The organism is Arthrobacter subterraneus (assembly GCF_900099735.1).
Taxonomy (GTDB): Bacteria; Actinomycetota; Actinomycetes; order Actinomycetales; family Micrococcaceae; genus Arthrobacter_D; species Arthrobacter_D subterraneus.
Window position 1 is genome coordinate 1 of sequence record NZ_FNDT01000029.1, and the last position, 22,425, is coordinate 22,425.

Sequence of the window (22,425 nt, forward strand, 5' to 3'; positions counted from 1 at the left end):
GTTGCTTGGAATCAATTCGCCAAGTACCGATAAATCGTAGCGACGGAGACACCCACCACGTTGGCGATCTCCTCAAACGATGCACTGGAGCCTGGACCGTCGCACAGATCTGTGGCGAAGCTCGAGAGTCGGACCTAACGCAACAGGTTCCCGGCCAGCATCGACCTGTTGCGCGACGTGTACCCTAACGCAACATATCTTCCGTGCCGGGGCTTCTTCAGTTAGAGCCGTTCGTAGCTCTGGCCGTGGGGGCCCACGAGTGCCTTGGCTCGACCGTTCACAGCGAGTATGGTCCGTCCGTTGACCGGAGCAGTAATCTGCTCGGCAACCTCTGGCAACACGTGCTCACCTTCATTGCTGATCCAGGTCACATCTGGCATCGATCGCATCAGGGCAGCGAACTGGGCACGGCGTTCTGGTTCGAGGTATACAAGCACAGCGCTGTGGAAGACCACTACTCTCGCGCCGTGTGGGGCAGCGTGGACCAGGTCAGGGATAGCTTGGACCAGATCTCCTCGCCGAATCGCCGGGGGTTCTGCTGCAGAAATCGTGGCAGCAGATCGCAGCCGAGTTCGTCGGGCGTCGTGTTCGGGCCAAACCAACGTTTCGAGCCACTCGGCCTGGGAAGGATCGCTGACATCCAGCGGGTTCAAGTCGACTCCGGTTCGCGACACGACTTCAGGCAACCTATTCGGAACACTCTCAGCATCGATGCGACAGGGCAGCTCCACCGCGCTCGGACCTTCAACCGGATCAAGTGACACGACGTCATTGCCGGTGTCGTAGCGGTAACTGTACTTATCTGGGTATAGACACAGACCTGCGGCAGCGCCTGCCTCGATGAGGGCGAGGGGACCCTCAAGCTGGCTCAGAGCGGGCAGTAATACCGCGCAGCGGCCGGCTTCATTTGTCTGAGTGGATCGTTCGAGAATTACCGGCTCGACCCTCGTCCAGTGCGACAGCAGCCAAGACCTGAACTCGTCGTAGCCAGCGACTGGAGCGCCCTTGAAGCGCGCGGCAGCGAAGACGAGGTTAGGCTGACGCTTTCGGAGGGGCAGTTCCCCAATAAGAGCGAGTACGTCCTCATCATCGGCGATTGAACTCGCCCAATCGAAGAAGACAGGAGACACTCCCCTGGCTTCAACCTCAGCAAAGTTTCGGTAAACCGATGCTGTTCTATTCTCCATGCCCGTCACCCTACGTCACCCCGGGTCAGGACGAACGAAGGCTGCAGCTAACCCGGAGCCCAGATGCCACCATCCATAGCGTTCACGCTTGGTCCACCCTGAAGCGTGCCAGGATCCATTAACACGGCCGCTTCCAAAGCTCGAATAGTTCGTCGTGACTACTGGCCGATTGGCTATAGGGCGGACTTACTCGATTGTCGTCCAGGGCATGGGGCATCTTGCCCGGCATTGCGGGTGGCCCTTGCCGGGCCAGTCCTGCCCGAAGGAGCGATTGCACGGGCAGCGTTTTGGAGTGTTCGGGTTCCTTAGCACCCTGAACCGTGGAGGCTTGATCTGCGCGCTGTAGTCCAGAGTCGCTCCAACGAGAACCGCTGCTGCACTGTCGCTAACGAACAATTCCGCTCCCGGGCACCCGTACCTCGCATCAGTGAGTTCATAACGGTTTCGCGTGAAGACATAGGTGGTTCCGCAACAGCCGCCGGATTCCAGGTCAATCCGACAACTGCCGCCCATGTGAACCAACTGGTCAATTGCAGCGACGGTCACTTTGAATGGAGGAAATACGGTGTCCGACATAGCTGCACCCTAAGGCAGGACCACAAGTCCGTTCTTGGTATAGCGGTCATCGACTGTCCTGACATCTGGACCGCCCAAGAAGTAGAACGTACTTCCCACAACTGAGTCAGGTCTTTCAGTGCAGGCAACGCACGCCAGGTTCCTTGGCCAATAACTCGAAGTTGCCTGTTTCGAAACCCGTCGAGGAAGCATGAATGATCGCGAAGGTTTCGCACTTGGCATCTGATGCCACCTCAGACGCTCCTCCCCAGATCAGAACCATCCATGTCACAAGGGGTCGTTTTTGCCATACATGAAGTCGGATGTAGTCAATGTGTGCTGAACCTGCACGCCATGGTCGGCGGCCAGCAGTTCCCGCCGTCGATAAACTGGGTGTGCGCGGTAGGTCCTTCGACTTCGCCTCGACTTGGTAAACGATGCTAGGAGGAACTCGAGGTGGGCGGGACGGTTGGCGCATGGGGTGATGAGAGCATGCGTGTCACCAACGTCAGCGAACCCATGTATCTGCTCGGAGTGGCGCTGGCGGACGAGCCAACCGCCGAACGGGCCCGTGAGGCCATGCACTCTATCCATAAGGCTGGACCGAAGCTTCACTGGCGGGATTTGGAACCGAAAGCGAAAGCTCGTTCGGTCGAGACGGTGGGATCTCTCGGACTTGACCATTTAGTGGTCGTTGCAGCTCCGCTGGATCCTCGCCGGCAGGAACGGGCACGGGCGAAGTGCCTGGAACGGCTCTGCTGGGAGGTGCAGGATCTCGGGGGCTCCCGCGTCGTGCTCGAATCCCGTACCGAATCACTGAACCAACGGGACCGTAATCTCATCCCGAAACTACGGGGACAGAATGCTTTGCCGATGGGATTGCGGGTTGACTGGCAGCTTGGCTCTGAGGAACCTATGCTCTGGATCGCTGACCAGGTACTAGGCGCCTACGGGGACGCGCAAACTGGCGAAACGCAGTACCTGTCGATTATTGAGCAGGACATCGCGGTCTGTCCGATCAAGCTCTAGGAAACGCGAAAGCCAGGTCCCGTGATATCGCGGGGGTCCTGGCTTCACTTCTTCCAACCCGCAGGATGGAAGCTCATGCAATAGCTTATGCATTTCATGAGCTTGATGCAATCAATTCACTGCATGCATCGCACGTGATCCATCCGTTGACTGACGCTTTCTGGGTGCAGCCCCACCCCACGAGGGGGTATGAATGGGCAAACCTAGAATGTCGGTGCCGCGTCTTATCCTCTGTGCAACTGCTGAAGAAGGGGAAAGCGATGGCAGCACTGGAGGACGAGATCCTCAAGCATCAGTTTATTTATGTTCCGTGGGTGCAGGACAAGCCGGTCTATCAGAACACACCCGCCTTAGCACTGTATCTGCGAGATAAACACCGCGCCCGGTTGACGGTTGTCTGCAGCACGAAGTCGAACGTTCCTGACGAACTGACCAAGACGCCCTCTGTTACAGAGCGCAGCGGCAGCATCATGGACGGTGGAATCGTCTTCGCCTACTGCCCGACGTACAAGGCTATGAGTAAAACCACACGACTGGAAAAGAGTGTCATCGTCGTAGTCGAGTGGCCCACTGAGTCATACGAGGGGTGGGCCAAGCTTGTCGGGGCCTACAACGTAATAACTAGCGCAGTTATGTCGACAAACCTCACGGAGGCAGGACGCAAAGAACTCGAAGGTATCGTCTTCGAGGGTTATAAGGGGTGGCACGATCAAATCGCAGAACGAATGACTATTGGCCATCTCGAAAGGCTTGCCGAGCTAGGGCAGTACGACCGGGACGTGGTCCTTGCCTACGTGCGACAGGAGAAGAGCGAGGACAGCGTGAAGAGCTTCATCAGAATCCTGGATCGCTTTGAGAAGACGCATAGGCCGGCACCGGGATCTTCCTCAGCCCCAATCGAACGCTGAGGGAGCGCACTGATGGATTACCTAGCTAACCCTGCTGTCGGCAACTTGGTTCAAATGTTCCTGGCGATCGTCACAGTGGCGGGTTTATGGGTTGCCTTGCTCAATGGCAAGAAGGACCGAGCAACGGCGATGGCGCTGGCAGTAGATGACCGCCGGGCAGCGGATGAGCGTGCTGACAGTGACCGACGCGAGGCCACAGGAGCAATGGAGGACGAGCGGGCCTTCCTCCGTGAGCAGACACAACTACAGATGCAATTGGATCACGCGTTGAAGATCGTACAGACCGCCGAAAACTACCCTCGAAGTGACTTCAACACTATGAAGCATTGGGGCTTATCCATCAAAGCTTCAGTAATCGTCCTCGGCAAGGACCTCGTCCCCCAGGCATGGTCCGTATTCGTTGACCACCAGCACAGGTGGGAAGACATCCGCGAGGAGGTACTGCTGGAGATCAATAACGTGGCGGTCGAAACTTCACGCACCTTGAACTGCCCCTCCTGTTACCACGTCCACCGCAGGTTATGACGAACACCTGATACGGGCTTTGGAGGCCCAAACATCGTACAAGCACAAGAGCTGCATCAGCGGCACCGATAGATTCGCCGGTCTTGCGGGAACATGCTTGCCTCGGCTTCAATGACCGGATGACCTTAAGCCCAGCCATCTGGGAGAGCCTCGTTGCGGAGACCCAGTTCGCTGCAGAACTAACTCTGACTGGGCTCCGGAGGCTATGCTCCGTCCCAGCCGAATTCGAACTGGCCCCTTGGTACGGCAAAGATCTGAACTACGCACTTCACGTAGGAATGCACTCCTATTCATCCGGCTTGGAGCGCCTGTGCAAGCTAGCGATCGCCTGCAACAACTACGCAACCACCGGAGAGTTCCCAAATCTACGCAAGTACTCGCACAAGATCGGCGACCTCCTTGACGCCGTCGAGGAGCTAACCCCTCCCCCATCGAGTCCTGGAACCGCAGAGCGCAAAAAGAAGCATCTCAGCCGGCCGTCGGATCCACTCGACCCCGATCTCACCAAGACGATAGAGCGGTTCGCTAATGGGGCCGGACGATACGAGCATCTGGATTCACTGTGGAACGACTCCGCTGAGGTCAACACCTACAACGAGTGGTCTGCTCTTGCTGCAAGGGTTTCGCTTCCGGAGGAAGTGCGACGGCTAATCTCACTCAAGGAAGCGTCAGCGTACGCGATGGGAGCCGAGCTAAGCGAGGTCGGACTCGAAAGCACCGCAGCGAGCGTGATGGAAGACCTGACGACACCAACGTACGAGCCGTCGGTCGGCGTTGTCCTGAGTCTGCACCGACAAGCCCGCTGGGTGGCGACAAGTCTCGACATAGCTACCTATTACACGACTCAAGATCTCCCGCTTCTAGGCGAGGTGGTGTCTTCCACCTTCATTCACACGTCCGCCGATTTCTTCAACTATCACATCGCGAGATTGTCCGACGACGTAACCATTGAAGAGGAGTTGCACGTTGCTTTCGAACGAATTCGTGCGCGTGAAGAGGAACCAGACGACGATGACGTCGATTGCGGGAACCCGAACTGACAGCTCTGCACCGGGTCGGCCGACTCTTAGCAGATGAGCAGCGATGATGCCTCAGTCGGCGTTTTAACTCCGCCGGAGCTCGAACTCGGCAGTCCAACCTGTGAGTGCTAACCATGCTTGCTCACCTCGTGCAGCTCACCCAATTTGCACTCGAGCCGGGCAGCCAGCGGGCAGTTCGAGATTGGGGGTGGGCACTGATCTAATTACTTGAGTTGCCTGAATCTTGATCGAGTTGGCAACGTCGCTAGCCATCACCACTCTCAGATCGGGCTTCGATCTTGCCCGTCGCCGGAAGGTTCCTTATGGACGATCTCGAACACCTCGACCAACTGTCCGTAGAGCAACTGATCGAAATCATTAAGGAACGGACAGGCGCCGGCGTAAATCTCTCCTTCACTGGTAAACAACGGGCACGCGAACTCAGTCGTTTGGTCCGCCCGAGGGTCCAACGCTCCGTACCTAACCTCTCGGTAGGTTCCACCGAACAACGCGCCCACAACTTGCTGCTTGAGGGCGACAATCTTCAATCGCTGGCGTCCCTCTATAGATGGCGGGGACAGATAGACCTGATCCTGACAGATCCCCCCTACAACACAGGCAACGACTTCAGATACAACGACAAATGGGAGAAAAACCCTAATGACCCTGGTCTGGGGGAATTTGTGGGATCTGATGATCCCGCACGTCACACCAAGTGGATGAACTTCATGTTCCCTCGCCTGCAAATGATGCATGCCATGCTTCGGCAAGGTGGCGTGCTCGCCATCTGCATCGATCACCGCGAACTATTTCACCTCGGGCAAATGCTCGATGAAATTTTCGGTGAGACCAACCGGCTTGCGATCATCAACTGGCAGAAATCGTACGCTCCTCGCAACGACAATAAACACATCTCTACAGCCACCGAATACGTCCTGGTGTATGCACGAGACGTTGATAAGGTATCGACCTCCCTACTCGAGCGGAGCGAAAGCGCAAACTCCAAGTACCGCAACCCGGACAACGATCCAGAGGGAATGTGGCGCCCGTCAGATGCTTCAGCCAAGGGCGCTGATGACCACAAGGGCCAGGTCTACGGAATACAGAATCCCTTCACCGGAGAGATGCAATACCCCCCGCAGGGTAGACACTGGACTGCCGAACGTCGGCGAATGAAATCCTGGCTTGAAGAGTGGGGTGGCACATACGAGACCAGAGACCTCCATGACGGGGCACCATCGAAAGCACTTGTGCTCAAGGGCACTCGGTTTCCGATCGATCCAACAGACCCTGTCCTAGTCGCGGCCCGGGAAAGGGCGACAAAAGTACATGACGAAGGACCTTGGCCACGACTCTTCTTCTCGCGTATGGGGGAAGGTCGCCCCAATACAAAAACCTATCTGTCGCAGGTCAAGCAGGGCATCGTGCCACTAACCTACTGGGCAGATGAGACCTTCGACCCCATCCCGGAAGAGCTGGGGCCGGTGTCTTGGGACCACGAACAGTCAGGGCACAGTCAGTCAGGTATAGCTGAACTGACTGCGATTGTTGGTCGAGGCCATGGATTTGAAACAGTCAAACCACTGAAGCTCATTCAAAAGATCGTGCAGCTTTGGTGCCCGCCTGACGGTTTAGTTCTCGACCCGTTCGCTGGGTCAGGCACCGTAGGGCATGCCGTAATGGCCCTCAACGACCGTCAGGGCGCTGATCGCCGCTTCATTCTGATTGAACAAGGCCGGCCTGAACGCGGAGATTCATACGCGCGGACCCTCACAGCAGATCGTCTGCGCCGCGTGATCACCGGAGATTGGGCGAACGGCCGAGGAAAACCAATCCCGGGCGGATACAGTTTCAAATCACTCACAAAGCAGGTCGACGCCAAGGTCGTTCTGCGCATGGAGCGGGATGAGATGGTCGACACCGTCATTGCTTCTCATCACGACTCGGGGCGCAGGCGTGGCAGCTCTCTACAAACCTTTGATGATTTGTCCTACCAGTACCTCGTAGGTCGAAACGCAGACGGTCATGGCTTTTACCTCATTTGGGAGGGCCCGGACGGGAATACGGATCTCACTGAAGATGTGTACGAGGCCTGCGTGGCCGAAGGCATTCGGGCGAAGCTGGAACCTGTGTACAACGTCTACGCTCGATACAACTTGTATGGCACAGAGGACGTCCGCTTCTTCCGTATTCCGGATCAGATTCTCATCGATTTCGGGTTAGACATGCGGACGGAAGCCTACTCAGATCAGGGGGAACAATGATCTCACTGCTACCGTTCCAACGGCAGGCATCGACGCAGATAGCCGATAGGTTCATCGAGTACCAAGGCAATGAAGTGCTGAAGGGAACGAAGAACAACCCTCAATCCGTACCGTTCTTCCAATCTCTAGCGGCGCTGACCGGTGCCGGCAAAACGGTAATTCTCGCCGACGCCGTGGCACAGATTGCCGCTGTCTTGAAACCTGCGCCAGTAATTCTCTGGCTGTCCAAGGGAAAAGTGGTTGTTGAACAAAGCTTCGCCAATCTCGTGCCGAGCGGTAAGTACAACCATCTCCTTGGCCTGGCCACCGTCCGGCTTCTCAATGAATACAACCCGGCTGACGTCGAGTCCGACTCCGCTCCTCTTGTCTACTTCGCTACCGTCGGCACGTTCAACCAAAAGGACATGGAAAAGGGCAATCGGAACATCTTCGATGCCGATATCGACAACACAGGGACTTCCACCTGGGATGCCCTACGGACTCGTACTGACTCAACAGGTAGCCGCAGACCGCTAGTGGTCGTCTACGACGAAGCTCAAAATCTCTCAGAACAGCAGACCGGTCTCCTTCTGCAACTTCAACCTGATGCGATCCTTTTGGCAAGCGCGACCATGCGGCTTCCCCAATTGATGGTCCAGGAAGTCGAGCACCTCAAGCGGGCGGGACGCACTGACGACTGGCTCATCACCTCCGTCACTTCTTCAGCCGTTGTATCCGAGGGACTGGTCAAGAACACAGTTTCAATGGCTGGCTATCGCAGCCCCATGGAAGAGACTGTCTCGGCGATGCTTTCCGACATGCGGGAAGCTGAGGAGGCAGCGGCTGAGTACGGGATAGGCGTTCAACCGAAAGCTATCTACGTCTGCAACACCAACATGCTTGCAGACGACGCTTACAGGAAAGATGCCCCGCAGCAGCCCTTCGGACAGCGACAAGCTCCACCCATCCTCATCTGGCGCTATCTCACTGAACAATGCGGAATCGATCCCTCAGAAGTTGCCGTCTACGCAAATCTTGAAGTACACCGGGACTATCCCCTCCCGGCCGATTTCGTGCTGTTCAACGGAGCCGACAAGGATTATGACTCCTTCACCGCTGGCAACTATCGACACATAATCTTCAACCTCACACTGCAAGAAGGATGGGACGATCCCAGCGTCTACTTCGCTTACGTAGACAAATCCATGGAATCGAACATACAGATCACACAGGTCATCGGCCGCGTCCTACGCCAGCCCGGAGTCACGCACTATCCTCCCCAGCGGCTAAATACCGCACACTTCTACGTTCGGGTCGACCGGAATGAAGTGTTCAACGACGTTCTGAACGAGGTTGCCGCTCGACTAGGTAACGACGCCCCAGAGGTTCGAATCATCACCTCCGCACCCTCGGGTAATAAGCCCCGAGAAATCAAGGCAAAACTCAAACGCTCCATACCGCGAACAGCGCTCGATTCCCGGAGCGCCGTTCGCCCAGTCGAAGCTCTCCTAGCAGGAATGCTTGACTACTCGGAAGCGAAGAAGAGCACCACAGGCACCGGCAGCAGGCGGATTGTGGAACAAGTTATTGGCACACCCACCCAGGTCGAAAGCGGATGGGAGGATTACCAGGAATCCAACAAAGTGTCGGCTCGCTGGGTGTTCCATCGTGAGGTTCTCCGCCTCTTCCCAAGAGCGCTCGATGTGGCCGATACAGCCGATGAGCTCTTCGACGTGCAGGTCGGTGTAGGCAGCAAAGCCTTCGAGCAGATTAAGGACCTGGCGCGCCGTGTAGCTCAGGTCTACATTGAGAACGTCCGTCTCGTGCAACGAAAATCCAACCCCTTCACGGTTGGATCAATCCTCACTCGTGAAGACGAGGTGGACCGTTTCAGCAACGCACTCCACAGCGTATACGACCAGCTCAACCCCCTTGAACGAACCTTCGCGCGTGCTCTGGACAAAACAGGTCTTGTTTGGTTCAGAAATCCGCCGCGGACGGGATACGGCATACCCCTCGTCTCTATCGGAGACACGGAAAATTTCTACCCGGACTTTACAGTGTGGACTGACGACTCAGTTGTCTGCATCGACACTAAGGGCGCCCACATACTTCAAGGCGAGGCAGGAAGAAAGCTGCTCACTGTCGAACCCCGGAATGACGGAGCAACAGAACTGATCATCAAGTTCGTCACCCCCGGCGAGATCACGTCATCTTTCGAAAAAATCAACACTGAGGGGTACACCTTATGGGGTCTTAAACCGGATGGGTCTCGACGAGCCCGTCACTTTCCCAACATCGAAGAACTCATCGCAGACTTGCTTCCGAGCGCACACAACGAAGACACCATCCGAATTGGATGAAGAAACCGTCCGGCTTGGATAAGGAACGCAACTACTCCTCGCCCGACAAGTCTCATCCTCGCTAACCGGCAACATGTCGTGTTCAACGGCGTCGAGTCCCTCGGTGAAATACTGGCTCAATGCAGCTGGCCGAGGAGCAGCACCCCTGGATACTGCTGGCCCCGTCAGATGTGATGAAAATGTTTGCGGAGGCAGAAGGCCGTTGGTGGCTCTCCGGCGGCGTGGCCTTGGATCTTTGGCTCGGATACCCCAGCCGACAACATGGGATATAGACGTCAGCATCCTGCGCAGTACTTGGCCGTCGATTTTCGGACTGATTCCTAGAAGCTTTGAGGTTTTCGCTGCCGAGAAGGGGCAGCTTCGGAGGATCACTTCCTCCGACATGCCGGAGAACCTGGACCGAAATGCGATCATCCGCTGTGTGGTGCTGGGACCGGAACGGACATTGAACCGGGATGTCGCGTACGGAATCCGCATGATCGTGGACATCGCCCTGGGATCGGTGTCATCGGGCCCGTTCGCTGACCCGACAACCACGGTCCAGGCAATCGACCGGCTTCACGACATCCTGCGCCACATCGTCCGCCGCCCATTGCATTCAGGCCAGTACAAGGACGAAGACGGCGTCCTGCGCTTATCGGTTCCGGCCCTGACCTGGGAAGGCTTCGTCCAGCTATCCTTCGACGAGATACGCCGCACTGGGGCAGCATCACCACAGATCAGCCGCCGGCTCAGCTCCGCGCTGGAGGACCTGCTCAGCCTCGCACCACAGGAACGACGCCCGGCGCTGGAACACCAGCGGAAACTCTTACAGGAGTCTGTCCGCGGCTCAGTCGACCACTCAGATGACCAGCGGCGCGCACTAACCCCGGATCCCAGCGGTCTCGGGTCCTCCCCGGACCTATCCCACACGCCAAGCCACGAACAGCCCTGAAGTACCCGCTTCCCCGTTTCAGAACGCGCATATCGGGGGGTTCGGTGTCGTCAACGCCCGGGCATTATGCGGAATGAATGGTGAAGGGACCGGTATACAGCGACGCCAAAACCTCATAGGCTGAAAGCTCAGCATGCTTACTATGCGGGGCTGCGCTTCGAAGATCCGGTCCTGCAAGAATCGAGAGAACAGGAGCTGCCATGAAAGCCGTTGTCTTCAAAGCGCCGTATGAACTCAGCATCGAAAACGTGGAGGACCCCAAGATCGAAGGGCCCCTGGATGCGGTCATCCGCATCACCACCGCCAATATCTGCGGGTCGGACCTGCACCCCTACGAGGGCCGTGCCGCCCTTGACCCCGGAATGGTGCTCGGTCACGAAAACATGGGCATTGTCGAAGAGGTCGGCGCCGGAGTCGACCGCATCAGCGTCGGTGATCGGGTTTCGGTGCCGTTCAATTTGGCCTGTGGCACATGCCGTAACTGCAACAACGGGTACACCTCAGCCTGCCTGCGATCGAATCCCTCAGGACAGCCGGGCGCAGGGTACGGTTATCCGAACATGGGCCCCTACTGGGGCGGGCAGGCTGAACTGCTGCGCGTCCCCTGGGCCGACTTCAACCTGCTGAAGCTGCCGGAAGGCACGGAGAACGAATCCGACTTCACGATGCTGTCTGACATCTTCCCCACTGGCTACCACGGGGCAGAGATGGCCATGGTCGCCCCGGGCAAGTCGGTGGCGGTGTTCGGTGCCGGCCCGGTCGGTTTGATGGCCGCGCACAGCGCCATGATCAAAGGCGCATCCCAGGTGTTCGTCGTGGACAAGGAACCAGATCGGCTCGCCCTAGCGTCCGAGATCGGTGCCACTGCGATCAACTTCGCGGACACTGACCCCACCGAGGCGATCATGGAAGGCACCGACGGTTTCGGCGCAGACTGCGGGATCGAGGCGGTGGGTTACCAGGCGCACGACCACACCGGAGAAGAACACCCAGAAATGGTGCTCGACAACCTGGTGAAAGTGGTCCGGGCGACCGGACATATCGGCGTCGTCGGCGTATATGTCCCCGAGGACCCCGGTGCCTCTTCGGAGCTCGCCAAGGAAGGACGCATTCCCTTCAACTATGGTGAGGCCTTCACCAAGGGGATCAGCATCGCCGGCGGGCAGTGCCCGGTGAAGAAGTACAACCGGGAACTGCGCGACCTGATTATCCGGGGCAAGTCGAGTCCGTCCTGGATCGTCTCGCACGAGGTCTCGCTCGATGAGGCCGTCGATGCATACAGCCGGTTCGACAAGCGCGAAGACGGCTACACCAAGGTACTGATCCACCCCTGACATGCACCGGCCACGGCGCTCGGGTCACCCGGTCAGGTGATCCACGTCGTACCAGGCGACCATCCGGCCCCATCCCGCTCGAAGCGAAGGTCGATGCCTCCCCGTCACCCGGGCGGCGGCGTTGAAGCTTCACCGCCCCGTTCCTGCGGGTGGTGGATGCTGGCGGCAGAACACCGTAATCCGAACCACAAAATGGAGGTAGCTATGACTGAAGTAACCGCTCACCACGGACTGTTCAAGGACACCAACCTGCACGTTGATGACACCGGCGGTTCAGGCCGCCCGGTCGTCCTTATTCACGGCTGGCCGCTTTCGGGTGAGTCGTGGATGAACCAGGTAGGCCCGCTGCAGGGTGCCGGGTATCGTGTGATCACTTATGACCGGCGCGGATTCGGCCGTAGCGATAAGCCGATGACCGGCTACACCTACGACACCCTCACCGAGGACCTGCACGCGCTTCTGGAGGAACTGGACCTGAACGACGTCACCCTGATCGGGTTCTCCATGGGCGGCGGCGAAGTGGCACGCTACTTCACGAAGTACGGCTCCGAGCGCATCCGCAGCGTCGTCTTTGCCTCCGCCGTCCCGCCCTACATGATGCAGACCGATGACAACCCCGACGGCCCGCTGAGCAAGTCGCAGGCGGCGGAAATGGCCGCGAACCTCACCAAGGACGAGGACTCCTTTTACGATCAGTTCACCACCGAGTTCTTCTCGGTGAACGGCGAGTTGAAGGTCACCGAACAGCAGCGCCAGGAAGCAATCGCCTTGTGCAAGCAGGCGGACAAGAAGGCCGCTCTGGCTTGCATGACGGCGTTCGGCGCCACCGACTTCCGGGAAGACCTCCCGGAAGTAGACGTACCAGCGCTGGTCCTGCACGGTGAGGGTGACGGGACGGTTCCCTTTGAGGGCTCCGGCCGGCGCACGCACGCCGCAGTTTCTAACAGCGAGCTGCACGTCATCGCTGACGCCCCGCACGGTTGCAACGTCAGCCACGCCGACGAGTGGAACCGGGTCGTGCTCGACTTCCTCTCAAGGTAAGCCTCCAAAGATGGCATCAAACCTGATTCATGAGCCGGTTGTTACTGATAACGGAATGATAACAATAAGCATGCTTGCTATTTAGGTTGAGTGTCATCCGTGGCAGTGTCGGTTGCAGGGGGAAGCCACTCGCACCGCATACAGCACCATGCATAGCTGGAAAACTGTCTGTCTGCGATCGAGATCTGACCGCAGGATTCTATGAGGAGGTAACTCTGATGAAGAAGAAAGCATTTCTACTCGCCCCAGCCGTCGCCCTTGGCCTGAGTGCCATGGCTGGCAGCCCCGCAATGGCAGCTGATGCCTCGGGTTCGTACTCCACGACGCTGAACCAGCTCAACAACAGTGGTGCTTCAGGTACGGCCTGGGTTGAAGTCAACGGCACCCAGGCAACTGTCACAGTGCAGACTTCCGGGCTGGCTCAGACCTTCATGGACGCGCCGTACCCGCACGTGCAGCACATCCACGTCGGCGCCCAGGGCACCTGCCCCACCATGGCCGATGACGCCAACGGTGACGGCGTCCTCAGCACCATGGAAGGACACCCTGCCTACGGCATGATCGGGACCACCCTTTCCCTTGAGGGCAGCACCGGTCCCGAAGCTGGAACAGACATCAAGGTCGCCCCTTCGGGTAGCTCCTTCACCTATGAGCGCACCTTCGAGCTGAACCAGGAAACCCAGGATTCCCTGGCTAACGGAACGGCCGTCGTCGTAGTCCACGGCTTGGATCCGGCGACCCAGCCGGCTGCAGCGACTGAGACCATGAGTGAGCTCCCGGGAGCCGAGTCCCTGCCGCTTGCCGCAACCGCCCCGGCCCTGTGCGGACCATTGCAGATGCAGCCTGCCGGCGGCGCTGACACCGGCGTGGAAGTTGCTGCAGCCGGTGAGACGGCCGCCACCACGGACGCCGGCGCAGTTGCGCTGGGCGGAGCCGGTCTGCTCGCTGCACTCGGCGGAGCCTACGCTGTCCGTCGCCGCATGGTAGCTGACCGCTAAGGAACAGCCACCAGTTCCATGATTCATAGTGCGATCAGCCGCCGCTCCCGCCTCCCGGCGGGGGCGGCGGTCCTTTTACTGTTACTGGCTGGCTGCGCCTCCCCGGACGCCAATGACACCGACAACGGCAACCCCGCGGAATCGCCGATAACGTTAAGCGCTCCGGCTGAAGCATCGGCCTCCCCGACACCTGACACCGTCGAACAAGCCGAGCAAGCGCTGGTAATGGAGGCGTCGACGCCGGTCAGTCTTGCCATACCAACGTTGGAGCGTACCGGCGAGATCATCGAAACCGGATTGCGGGAGGACAACACCCTGGAAGTTCCGCCCGATCACGAAGGTGCACCTGCCAGCTGGTACACCGGCTCCCCGACTCCCGGACAGGCCGGGCCATCGGTATTACTGGGTCACGTGAACTCAACCGAGGACGAATCCGGAGTCTTCTACAATCTGGAAGCCCTGCAAAACGGGGACCAGATTAAAGTCACCCGCAAAGACGGATCAACCGCGGTTTTCGAGGTCTACAAAAGCGAGCTGTACCCGAAAAACAACTTCCCCACCAAAGCCGTCTACTTCCCCGTGGAAGAGGCAGAACTGCGCTTGATCACCTGCGACGGGTTCACCGAATCAACCGGAGAATTCGTGGACAACCTCGTCATCTACGCCACACTCGTCGACACCGAGTGAAGCAGGACCTCCGCAACAAACCATCACTAACGGAAAGCCTCTATCTCCCGGGCCAACGTCTGCAGATTCATGTGGTCCCGGTTCAGCAGACAAGTTCACCTGCATGTCCTGTTTCCTGATTCGCCGCCACCGCAGCCAACTCGCGCACGAAAAGAATGGCAACCAGTACAGCACCGATCGCGCAGGCTGACCGCTCCCCCGGGTTCTTAAAGCTTGAGTCCTTGACGTTGCATCCAGTTGGCCACTGCCTACCAACTGATAGACACCGGGATTAACTCCAGCTGCTCGATCTGGGCGGCCTCTACGTCGGTTGTTCGGTCGAGTTCACCAAGGGCCGGCAGGGATTGGGTTTGTAACCTCCTGCCCACCTGTGCACGGCACAAAGCCTCCCCGCTTCGCTGCTTGTCCCGCACACACCTGGACAGCCAGGAACCGACTGACCGCCTGCACACACCCACCACGTCACCAACAGCTTAGAGTCTCACCTTAAGCAAGCGGTGGGCGTGTACAGCCTGCTTCCGGGGAAGACGGTTTCAGAGCGTACTGGAGGCTGTCCTCGCGCCCATCGAACACTCGGATGATCAACGGCGGGCAATGACCACAGATCCCAGCGGCCTCGCATACTCCCCGGACCTATCCCACATCCCCGCCACGAGCAGCTCTAAGAGATATCCGCTTACCCGATCCAGGACCGTGCAGCCCGAGGTTCCCTGCCGCAAAAGCTCGGGCATCTTGCGAGGGTGTGGCGGGGCGGGAGCTGTGTACAGGGATACAAAAGTCTTATAGCCTGAAAGATCAGCATGCTTACTACATGGTCCTGCCCCTCCAGAATCCGGTCCTGCACTGAGCCGAGAACAGGTGCTGCCATGGGGGAAACTTTAAGCACCGGGCCCCGGTGAGAGTCGAACAGCAAGTAATCGCCCTTTGTCCTTATCAGCGCTTTTTGATTTGGAGCGGAATATCATTCATGAGCGATCAGGTTACGGTGAGTCCCGGAGGTGTGGTGCTCGACGCGGATCTACACCTCCCGAACGAGTCACGGGGTCTGGTGATCTTCGCTCACGGTAGTGGAAGCGGCCGACGCAGTCCGCGTAACCGACAGGTCGCCACGACGCTTCACGAGGGCGGATTCGGAACACTGTTGTTCGATTTGCTGACAGCGGCTGAGGAGCGCCGTGACATCCAGGACGCCTCCCTCCGCTTCAACATTTCACTGTTGACGGGGCGGCTTACAGCTGTGGTGGATGAGATTGCCGATAGGCTCGACATCCCGGGACTGCCGATCGGACTATTTGGCGCGAGCACAGGTGCCGCGGCGGTCCTGGGCGCTGCCGCCGCACGTCCCGAAGTTGTTAGATCCATCGTATCCCGTGGGGGACGCCCCGATCTCGCCGACGACGCCCTGCCAAAGGTCCAAGCTCCCACACTATTACTTGTCGGAGAGCTTGATGAGCCGGTCATTGCGCTCAATGAACAGGCTGCGGCCTGGCTGGTGGTCGAACATGAAATCTCCCTGGTGCCGGGAGCCACCCACTTATTTGAGGAACCGGGAACCCTTGAGCAAGTCGCCCGCCGTGCACTTGCATGGTTCAGCAGAACAATGCCGTCCATCAATCAATCATCACTACGATAAGGAAAGCACCATGGCTGCACATGCCGGCGAAAAGGCGCAAAAAACCGGCGACTTCTACTGCGCGAAATGCGATGAAAAGGTGCATGTCACCGTTGGGGACAAGATACCTAAATGCCCCAACGGGCACTCGGAGTACGAGACCCGACGCAACGAGCCCGGCAACAAATCCTAGCCGCGCACAGGACCCGGTTCAGCACCAGCGCGACGAACCTATGCGCAAACACCGCGACACCAGCGCCTCAGCTCGGAGCATGAGTACCCCCTGGTCATACAACGAGCGGTAGGGGCGTTAGATTTGGTCCGAGCATCGAAAGTTCTGTCAGGCCGCTGTGGACCTGTGGACGGTGGAACAGCATGAAGGGAGCCGATGCGATGGATGCAGTAATGGTGTTCGCGCCGTCACCGGTCTTGACGGTGACTGTTGAGGACCTCGACGGGGAAGCGGACATTCATATCCACGCCGGCGGGCAGGGCGTGTGGCAGGCACGTATGCTGCATTCGCTGGGGGCGTCAGTCACGCTGTGCGGGGTGTTCGCCGGTGAAACAGGCAGGGTGGCGTGCGACCTTATACGAAGGCAAGGTATTGAAGTGCTCCCGGTGGAGGGCGCCGGAAGCAGCGGCGCATACATCCACGACCGTCGGGGCGGTGAGAGGCAGGAGTTGGCGGAGTCGCCAGGCCACCGGCTCTCGCGGCATGAACTCGACCAGTTGTACAGTCTCACCATGCGCGGCGGGATAGCTGCCGGGACCGCCATCCTGAGCGGACCCGCCCACGAAGGTATCGTTCCGGATGACGCCTACCGCCGTCTGGCTGCGGATCTGGGCGAGACCGGGTGCACAGTCATCGTGGACCTTTCCGGTGACCGGCTCACGGCAGCCGTGCGCGGCGGCGTCGCACTGGTCAAGGTTGCGCACGATGAGCTGGTGGAGAGCGGTAGGGCAGACTCCTCGAAGCCCGGGGACCTGATACCCGCAATGCACAGCCTGGTGGATGAAGGAGCCGGCACGGTGATCGTGACGCGGGCGCAGGAGCCGGCGCTGCTGCTTCACGAGGGAGAGTTGAGTGAGGTCCACGTGCCGTCGCTGGAAAGCGTGGACACCAGCGGTGCCGGTGATTCACTCACCGCCGGCATCGCCGCCGCCTTGACTTCCGGTAGGTCCATGTTCGACGCCGTTACCCAGGGCAGTGCCGCGGGTGCGCTGAACGTCACCCGGCATGGGCTGGGCACAGGCGATGCCGAGACAATTCGTGAGCTGATGGGGCTGGTCCGCATTATCCCCTACAGCGGAGGGCAGAGCACGGCCACAGCTGAAGGCACAAGTCCGGACGAAACCGCGAAAGGATCGCTCACGCGATGACTACACCCAAGAGGGTCCTGGTAACCAACGACGACGGCATCAAGTCCCCCGGGCTGCATGCCCTGGCTGCCGAACTGGCAGCCAACGGGCATGAGGTGACAATAGCCGCGCCTGCCGCGGAATACAGCGGCAGCAGCGCATCCATCCTTGCGGTGGAAGAAGAAGGCCGGATACGGGTTGAGGAACGCACTATTGAAGGCCTCGAAAGCGTTCCTGCGTTCGCAGTGTCAGGAGCGCCGGGCTTCATCTCAATGATTGCGGCGAATGGTGCCTTCGGGGATCCACCGGACGTTGTGTTCTCCGGGGTCAATCGCGGGGCCAACGTTGGCCGCGCCATCTTGCATTCCGGCACCGTGGGTGCCGCCCTCACAGCAGGTATCAACGGCGGCCGCGGCATGGCGGTGTCTCTCGATACTGGGTTGAGTCCAACAAACTTCTACTGGAAGCGTGCGGCAAGAATGGCTGTGGACCTGCTGCCGGCGTTATTGAAACATGAGCCCGGAACGGTACTCAACCTCAATGTGCCCAACCGTAATGGAGCTACGCCTGCCGAGTATCGTGTGGCAACGCTTGCAGAGTTCGGTATCGTGCAGGCCACCCTTGCGGAGCGCGGAAAGCAGTACGTACGTCTGTCGGTCGAAGACACCATTGGCGAAGCGGACGAACAAAGCGACTTCAAGTTGCTGGTTGCGGGGTACGCTCCCGTCACCGCGATCACAGCGGTCACCGAAGCTGTGATCCCCTCACTACAGGAAAGCTTGCCGAAATCATCTGCCTGGTAGCGCTGTCCCTGCTGGTTCCGGTCCTCAGCGGCGTCCAACATCGCCTGGCAAGGGGGTGCACAACGCGCCGGATCATATCGCCCGGATTTACGAGCAAGCCGAAACCGGCGCAGGCAGGATCAGTACCTCGCCACATCCCTCGACCGAGACTGGCCCACTGAAATGAGAAACACCTGAATAGCAACCCAGGCACCCCGTCCTATGTAGAGGAGGGAGTGCCTAATCGATTTTCAGCGCCGACGGGTGAAGCGGATGTAGCTTTGCATGCACGATGGCTGCTACAACGCATGCCCAAGATCTGGCAGGGTGTCGGAGCTGGGTTCGCTTGGGGACCAGTGTTGGGGCCTGTGGTGTACTTGCTCTGCAGCGACGCTAATCGACAGCCCTTACGGGGGCCGGCTCAGAAGTGAAGGCCGGCTTAGTGGCTGGCTTCCTTGCGTCTTCTGATATTCCGGATGATGAGCCACGCGAGAAGGGCCGCCAGCGCTGCGTACACCGCGTAGTTGAGGATCTGTGAGTACTGGTTGATCAGTTCGTATTGCGTACCGAGCAAGGCACCTAATCCGATGAGGAGGGCGTTCCACAAACCGGTGCCGGCAATGGTGAAGATGCTGAATGTTGCCAGGTTCATGTGTTCAGCACCGGCTGGCAGGGAAATGAGGCTGCGTACGCCAGGCAGGAGCCGGCCGAAGAAAATTGCCGATTTACCGTGGCGTTCAAACCAGCCCGCTGCTCTCTCAAAGTCCTCACGATCCACCAACGGCAGTTTCGAAAGCCACCGGATGGACCGTTCCAAGCCCATCTTGTGTCCCAACCCATAGAGAAAAAGCGCTCCCATGTAGGCGCCGAGGGTGCTGGTGATAAACACCAGCACGATGTTCATGCTTCCCTGCCGGGTCAGGAATCCGGCCAGCGGAAGGATGACCTCACTGGGGATGGGCGGAAACACCGTTTCCACCAGAGTCAGTATCCCCACTCCCCACTCACCCAGGGAGTCAATGGCTCGTGCGGCGAGACCAACGATGCCAGTCATTTCGTCCACCGAACCGCTCGCCTGCATGGGGTTGGCCGATTGCTCTCTACTCATCTTCGGTGCACCTTCATTTTCAAGATGTGAGGGCCGCCGCCATCATGGCCACGGCGGAGAGGTTCCCTGTCTGCTGGTAGATGCTGCGTTGCTGTCGCGCGCCGGTGCCGCGGGATAGCAGTTCCTCCAGCAGCTCTTTGGCCATGACGTCGTCCCCGGCCTCGACGAGGGCTGGCTGTACATGGTCCATCAGTGCTTCTATGACACTCCGTGCAGGGCAGGGTTTGCTCGTCAACGGATGCAGAAGGTCCTGCTCGAGCCCGTATCGGCTTGCTCGCCAGCCCGCTAGCCGCACGATGTCGGCTGATACGGCTTCCGGTGGCTGGCCGGCTTGCCACTGTTGAGCAGCTGTTTCCACGAGTGCGCGGGTTAGCGCTGCGAGAAGGACGGCATCACTGTGGTGAAGGCAGACATCCGCTACGCGGATCTCAACGGTGGGATGGTGGGAGGACAGTCGGGCGTCGAAGTAAATCATCGCTTCGTCCAACGGCACACCGGTATCCAGAAGGCTTCTGACGTGCCGGCGGTAAGCAGTCGCGGTACCGAAAATTTTGGTGGGTCCGGTGGTGGGCCACCGCCCCCAGACCTGGGACCGGAAGCTGCAATATCCGGTGTCCTGGCCATCCCAGAACGGCGAATTCGCACTAAGCGCTGTCAGAACGGGCAGCCAGATCCGGATGCGGTCAAGAATTGCCACCCCCTCTTCCTCGGAGGCGATCGAAACGTGGACATGGCAGCCGTTGGTCAACTGTTCCCGTGCTGTGAGTCCGGCCTTGTCCATGATGGCGTCATAGCGCGGACTTGGTGTGCCCGAGGGGGTCACGGGTAGCGGAGAGGTTCCTACGGCGGCGATACGGGCACCGTTTCTCCGGGCAGCGGTGTCGGCGATCCTGCGGGCACCGCGAAGGTCATCGGCAAGGTCAGCCAGTGAGCTACGTGTTTTGGTGCAAATCTCAATCTGTTCAAGCTGCAGCTCCCGGCTCAACCGCCCACCTAGGCGATGGCTGCTCATTCCCTGGCCCGATGGCTGCGGCACACCGGTCTCGGGGTCCACAAGCAGGAATTCCTCTTCAATCCCAAAAGTCCTCATACTGTCCCTCCCAGGATCCGCGTTATTGTTTCCGGTTTGTGCAGCAATGCAACCGCCGACCTTCGATGCGCTTAGAAAGTGCCCGTGTCGTGCATGCAGATAGTCCGGGAACTGACAGACCAAGCGTTTGTGTGTGTTCCCGGTGTTCAGCGGATTCGCCGGAAAGCCCCCAAGACGGTTTCGGTGACTATGCCAAGCACAAGATGAGAGACCAGGCCTCTTGCATGAGCCTGCCAGGGATACTTGGCCGGGCCAGAGGCTAAACCGAGGGCTGGCGCCGTGATCTCGTCCATCAGCACAAAGAGCCCAAATCCATAAAGGGTCCCATGCCCGGCGGTGAGGGCTGGGTACTTGCGCCGGGCTGCAGCGTAGAGGGCGCCGGGAAGGATTCCCAGCGCATAATGGACCGCTATTCCAGCCCCGCTGGGTTCACGGGTGGGCAGTGGCGCTCCCGTGAGATCGGCTGCTTTCTTGACTGCCGCGTGCGCGACGTCCCTGCGCTCGGATCGGGCCTCATGCTCCCGTTGGAACGCGGTTGGGTCCTCCCGTCGGTACATCGACCAGCCCACCCGGTCCATCACCCATACACCAATGGCACCGGCTACTGCGCCCATAGCCAGGTCGAGGGCATCACTTCGTTGGTGGGTCATCTGGAACTCCCTTCCCATTTCGTAAGCAAGCTTATTAGCTTCGTGTGCCGAAAACACTAGGAGAAGAAGGATCCGGATCTCCCGGGCTTGACTCCGAAGATTCCTGGGCGGGTGCACCCCTCCACACCCTCCGCATACACGAGTGGTTGACTGACCGATGTTCGTACGGTTCATGGGGCCGTTGTGAGAGCGGGACGGATAGGTGCCGGTGGTGACCCCAAAACTGTCGTTTCTGGATGCCCACAGGAGGCCTTGTGGATAAGTCTGTGGAAAGCCTGTGGATAGAGGTGCCTAGCCGGATGTTTTTTGGACCTGTACGGGCCTGGGGAGCGGAGAATTGATTGCGTTTCAGCAGAAGGTGTCGCGCTGCTCGGTATGCTGGGCACATGGACTTCGGTCCTGGACTGGAGCTTAAAAAGCGAAGGACCCGACGGCCATCGGGTCCTTGGCAGAAGTTCTAGCTCCTGTGGTGCAACTACAAGGGGCATTTCCTTGTCGTTCAACACCTCAAGCGTAGTGTCCCGCCGCTGTGAAGGCAATCCTGAGCAGCGTTGTGGTTGTACCTCCATTCCGAGAGAACGGAGGTACCCACGTGAAACTGAAGCGTAAGCCGAAGAATCTCTGGGGCCCTGCCAACTTTTTGATTAACGTGTTTCGCCTTGTGCTGACGTTAATCGAGAAGTGCGGCGACCAGTAGTAACAAGGGTGGCGGTCCCGGCTCATCCGGGGCCGCCATCTTATTTTTGGTGGCCCACCCTGCCAATGGTGTTGGAACCTGCTGATCCTTGCCCTGCTTACCGGGGTTTCTCTGCGTCTTTGCGTGCTTCGTCCGGTGGTGGCGTGGTGGCGTCACCCGCGCTGGGATCGGACGGGTAGGTGCCGGGTGGGAGGTCCGGGTTCTGTGTCTCGTCGTCGAAGTTCTCTTCGGCCCGGTTTTCCTCAGCCGAGTCAGTGTCGCCGTCGTAAATGCTCTCTGGTTCCCGGTTCCGCTGCTCTCGGTG

The 22,425-nt window shown here is 59.0% G+C and carries 21 protein-coding genes; 16 read left to right on the plus strand and 5 right to left on the minus strand.

Annotated features, from left to right (window positions below; genetic code table 11):
• Nucleotides 1-221: 221 nt before the first annotated feature.
• Nucleotides 222-1,187 (minus strand): DUF2332 domain-containing protein, encoded by a 966-nt coding sequence (locus BLS52_RS16900; RefSeq protein WP_090588289.1) that lies wholly within the window; start codon nt 1,185-1,187, stop codon nt 222-224.
• A gap of 1,011 nt (nt 1,188-2,198) precedes the next feature.
• Here BLS52_RS16900 and BLS52_RS16910 point away from each other — a divergent pair.
• The 16 genes from BLS52_RS16910 to surE all read left to right on the plus strand — a co-directional run bounded on the left by BLS52_RS16910 (nt 2,199) and on the right by surE (nt 18,597).
• Nucleotides 2,199-2,771 (plus strand): hypothetical protein, encoded by a 573-nt coding sequence (locus tag BLS52_RS16910; protein ID WP_090588291.1) that lies wholly within the window; start codon nt 2,199-2,201, stop codon nt 2,769-2,771.
• Between the two features lie 260 nt (nt 2,772-3,031).
• Nucleotides 3,032-3,679, plus strand: coding sequence for a hypothetical protein (locus BLS52_RS16915; protein WP_217636790.1), 648 nt, complete (start codon nt 3,032-3,034; stop codon nt 3,677-3,679).
• A 12-nt stretch (nt 3,680-3,691) separates the two neighbouring features.
• Nucleotides 3,692-4,204 (plus strand): hypothetical protein, encoded by a 513-nt coding sequence (locus BLS52_RS16920; RefSeq protein ID WP_090588292.1) that lies wholly within the window; start codon nt 3,692-3,694, stop codon nt 4,202-4,204.
• Nucleotides 4,205-4,323: 119 nt separating this feature from the next.
• On the plus strand, nt 4,324-5,244 hold the full coding sequence (locus BLS52_RS16925) for a hypothetical protein (RefSeq protein ID WP_090588295.1): 921 nt from the start codon (nt 4,324-4,326) through the stop codon (nt 5,242-5,244).
• A gap of 302 nt (nt 5,245-5,546) precedes the next feature.
• Nucleotides 5,547-7,487: a site-specific DNA-methyltransferase gene (locus BLS52_RS16930; protein ID WP_090588297.1), complete on the plus strand. Its 1,941-nt coding sequence runs from the start codon at nt 5,547-5,549 to the stop codon at nt 7,485-7,487.
• Nucleotides 7,484-9,829, plus strand: a complete 2,346-nt coding sequence (locus BLS52_RS16935) for a DEAD/DEAH box helicase (protein ID WP_090588299.1) — start codon at nt 7,484-7,486, stop codon at nt 9,827-9,829. The genes BLS52_RS16930 and BLS52_RS16935 overlap by 4 nt, the downstream gene beginning before the upstream one ends.
• 73 nt (nt 9,830-9,902) lie before the next feature.
• Nucleotides 9,903-10,763, plus strand: a complete 861-nt coding sequence (locus BLS52_RS19025; protein ID WP_090588300.1) for a DUF2254 family protein — start codon at nt 9,903-9,905, stop codon at nt 10,761-10,763.
• Between the two features lie 200 nt (nt 10,764-10,963).
• Complete coding sequence (locus BLS52_RS16945; RefSeq protein ID WP_090588302.1) at nt 10,964-12,097, plus strand: glutathione-independent formaldehyde dehydrogenase; 1,134 nt, start codon at nt 10,964-10,966, stop codon at nt 12,095-12,097.
• Nucleotides 12,098-12,301: 204 nt separating this feature from the next.
• A complete protein-coding gene (locus BLS52_RS16950; RefSeq protein WP_090588303.1) occupies nt 12,302-13,138 on the plus strand; it encodes an alpha/beta fold hydrolase in 837 nt (278 codons plus the stop codon).
• Nucleotides 13,139-13,356: 218 nt separating this feature from the next.
• Complete coding sequence (locus BLS52_RS16955; RefSeq protein WP_090588305.1) at nt 13,357-14,136, plus strand: CHRD domain-containing protein; 780 nt, start codon at nt 13,357-13,359, stop codon at nt 14,134-14,136.
• A gap of 18 nt (nt 14,137-14,154) precedes the next feature.
• Nucleotides 14,155-14,823 (plus strand): class F sortase, encoded by a 669-nt coding sequence (locus BLS52_RS16960; protein WP_090588307.1) that lies wholly within the window; start codon nt 14,155-14,157, stop codon nt 14,821-14,823.
• A gap of 103 nt (nt 14,824-14,926) precedes the next feature.
• Nucleotides 14,927-15,013: a hypothetical protein gene (locus BLS52_RS16965; protein ID WP_090588308.1), complete on the plus strand. Its 87-nt coding sequence runs from the start codon at nt 14,927-14,929 to the stop codon at nt 15,011-15,013.
• A gap of 777 nt (nt 15,014-15,790) precedes the next feature.
• On the plus strand, nt 15,791-16,456 hold the full coding sequence (locus BLS52_RS16970; RefSeq protein WP_090588310.1) for a dienelactone hydrolase family protein: 666 nt from the start codon (nt 15,791-15,793) through the stop codon (nt 16,454-16,456).
• Between the two features lie 10 nt (nt 16,457-16,466).
• The gene (locus BLS52_RS16975) at nt 16,467-16,628 is read left to right on the plus strand and encodes a zinc ribbon-containing protein (protein WP_090588312.1); all 162 of its coding nucleotides are present in this window, start codon (nt 16,467-16,469) and stop codon (nt 16,626-16,628) included.
• Nucleotides 16,629-16,810: 182 nt separating this feature from the next.
• Complete coding sequence (locus BLS52_RS16980) at nt 16,811-17,815, plus strand: 1-phosphofructokinase family hexose kinase (RefSeq protein ID WP_245702922.1); 1,005 nt, start codon at nt 16,811-16,813, stop codon at nt 17,813-17,815.
• The gene (gene surE, locus BLS52_RS16985) at nt 17,812-18,597 is read left to right on the plus strand and encodes a 5'/3'-nucleotidase SurE (RefSeq protein WP_090588314.1); all 786 of its coding nucleotides are present in this window, start codon (nt 17,812-17,814) and stop codon (nt 18,595-18,597) included. Before BLS52_RS16980 ends, surE begins: the two co-directional genes overlap by 4 nt.
• A 418-nt stretch (nt 18,598-19,015) precedes the next feature.
• Here the strand turns inward: surE and BLS52_RS16990 are convergent, their stop codons facing one another.
• From BLS52_RS16990 to BLS52_RS18590, 4 genes are all read right to left on the minus strand, one after another.
• Nucleotides 19,016-19,657: a DedA family protein gene (locus BLS52_RS16990; RefSeq protein WP_090588315.1), complete on the minus strand. Its 642-nt coding sequence runs from the start codon at nt 19,655-19,657 to the stop codon at nt 19,016-19,018.
• A gap of 46 nt (nt 19,658-19,703) precedes the next feature.
• Nucleotides 19,704-20,774 (minus strand): glutamate--cysteine ligase 2, encoded by a 1,071-nt coding sequence (locus BLS52_RS16995; protein ID WP_090588317.1) that lies wholly within the window; start codon nt 20,772-20,774, stop codon nt 19,704-19,706.
• Between the two features lie 146 nt (nt 20,775-20,920).
• Complete coding sequence (locus tag BLS52_RS17000) at nt 20,921-21,424, minus strand: DUF1440 domain-containing protein (protein ID WP_090588324.1); 504 nt, start codon at nt 21,422-21,424, stop codon at nt 20,921-20,923.
• 794 nt (nt 21,425-22,218) lie between these two features.
• Nucleotides 22,219-22,425 (minus strand): hypothetical protein (locus BLS52_RS18590; RefSeq protein WP_175460219.1); only part of this gene is annotated, 207 nt, incomplete at its 5' end.

Excerpts from the sequence above, each read along its gene's own strand:
- BLS52_RS16920 (WP_090588292.1), top strand. The coding sequence starts at position 3,692 with ATGGATTACCTAGCTAACCCTGCTGTCGGCAACTTGGTTCAAATGTTC.
- BLS52_RS16995 (WP_090588317.1), bottom strand. The coding sequence starts at position 20,774 with ATGAGGACTTTTGGGATTGAAGAGGAATTCCTGCTTGTGGACCCCGAG.
- surE (WP_090588314.1), top strand. The coding sequence starts at position 17,812 with ATGACTACACCCAAGAGGGTCCTGGTAACCAACGACGACGGCATCAAG.
- BLS52_RS16955 (WP_090588305.1), top strand. The coding sequence starts at position 13,357 with ATGAAGAAGAAAGCATTTCTACTCGCCCCAGCCGTCGCCCTTGGCCTG.
- BLS52_RS16925 (WP_090588295.1), top strand. The coding sequence starts at position 4,324 with ATGACCTTAAGCCCAGCCATCTGGGAGAGCCTCGTTGCGGAGACCCAG.
- BLS52_RS16960 (WP_090588307.1), top strand. The coding sequence starts at position 14,155 with ATGATTCATAGTGCGATCAGCCGCCGCTCCCGCCTCCCGGCGGGGGCG.
- BLS52_RS16945 (WP_090588302.1), top strand. The coding sequence starts at position 10,964 with ATGAAAGCCGTTGTCTTCAAAGCGCCGTATGAACTCAGCATCGAAAAC.
- BLS52_RS16975 (WP_090588312.1), top strand. The coding sequence starts at position 16,467 with ATGGCTGCACATGCCGGCGAAAAGGCGCAAAAAACCGGCGACTTCTAC.
- BLS52_RS16915 (WP_217636790.1), top strand. The coding sequence starts at position 3,032 with ATGGCAGCACTGGAGGACGAGATCCTCAAGCATCAGTTTATTTATGTT.
- BLS52_RS17000 (WP_090588324.1), bottom strand. The coding sequence starts at position 21,424 with ATGACCCACCAACGAAGTGATGCCCTCGACCTGGCTATGGGCGCAGTA.
- BLS52_RS19025 (WP_090588300.1), top strand. The coding sequence starts at position 9,903 with ATGTCGTGTTCAACGGCGTCGAGTCCCTCGGTGAAATACTGGCTCAAT.
- BLS52_RS16980 (WP_245702922.1), top strand. The coding sequence starts at position 16,811 with ATGAAGGGAGCCGATGCGATGGATGCAGTAATGGTGTTCGCGCCGTCA.
- BLS52_RS16990 (WP_090588315.1), bottom strand. The coding sequence starts at position 19,657 with ATGCAGGCGAGCGGTTCGGTGGACGAAATGACTGGCATCGTTGGTCTC.
- BLS52_RS16965 (WP_090588308.1), top strand. The coding sequence starts at position 14,927 with ATGTCCTGTTTCCTGATTCGCCGCCACCGCAGCCAACTCGCGCACGAA.
- BLS52_RS16930 (WP_090588297.1), top strand. The coding sequence starts at position 5,547 with ATGGACGATCTCGAACACCTCGACCAACTGTCCGTAGAGCAACTGATC.
- BLS52_RS16950 (WP_090588303.1), top strand. The coding sequence starts at position 12,302 with ATGACTGAAGTAACCGCTCACCACGGACTGTTCAAGGACACCAACCTG.
- BLS52_RS16900 (WP_090588289.1), bottom strand. The coding sequence starts at position 1,187 with ATGGAGAATAGAACAGCATCGGTTTACCGAAACTTTGCTGAGGTTGAA.
- BLS52_RS16970 (WP_090588310.1), top strand. The coding sequence starts at position 15,791 with ATGAGCGATCAGGTTACGGTGAGTCCCGGAGGTGTGGTGCTCGACGCG.
- BLS52_RS16935 (WP_090588299.1), top strand. The coding sequence starts at position 7,484 with ATGATCTCACTGCTACCGTTCCAACGGCAGGCATCGACGCAGATAGCC.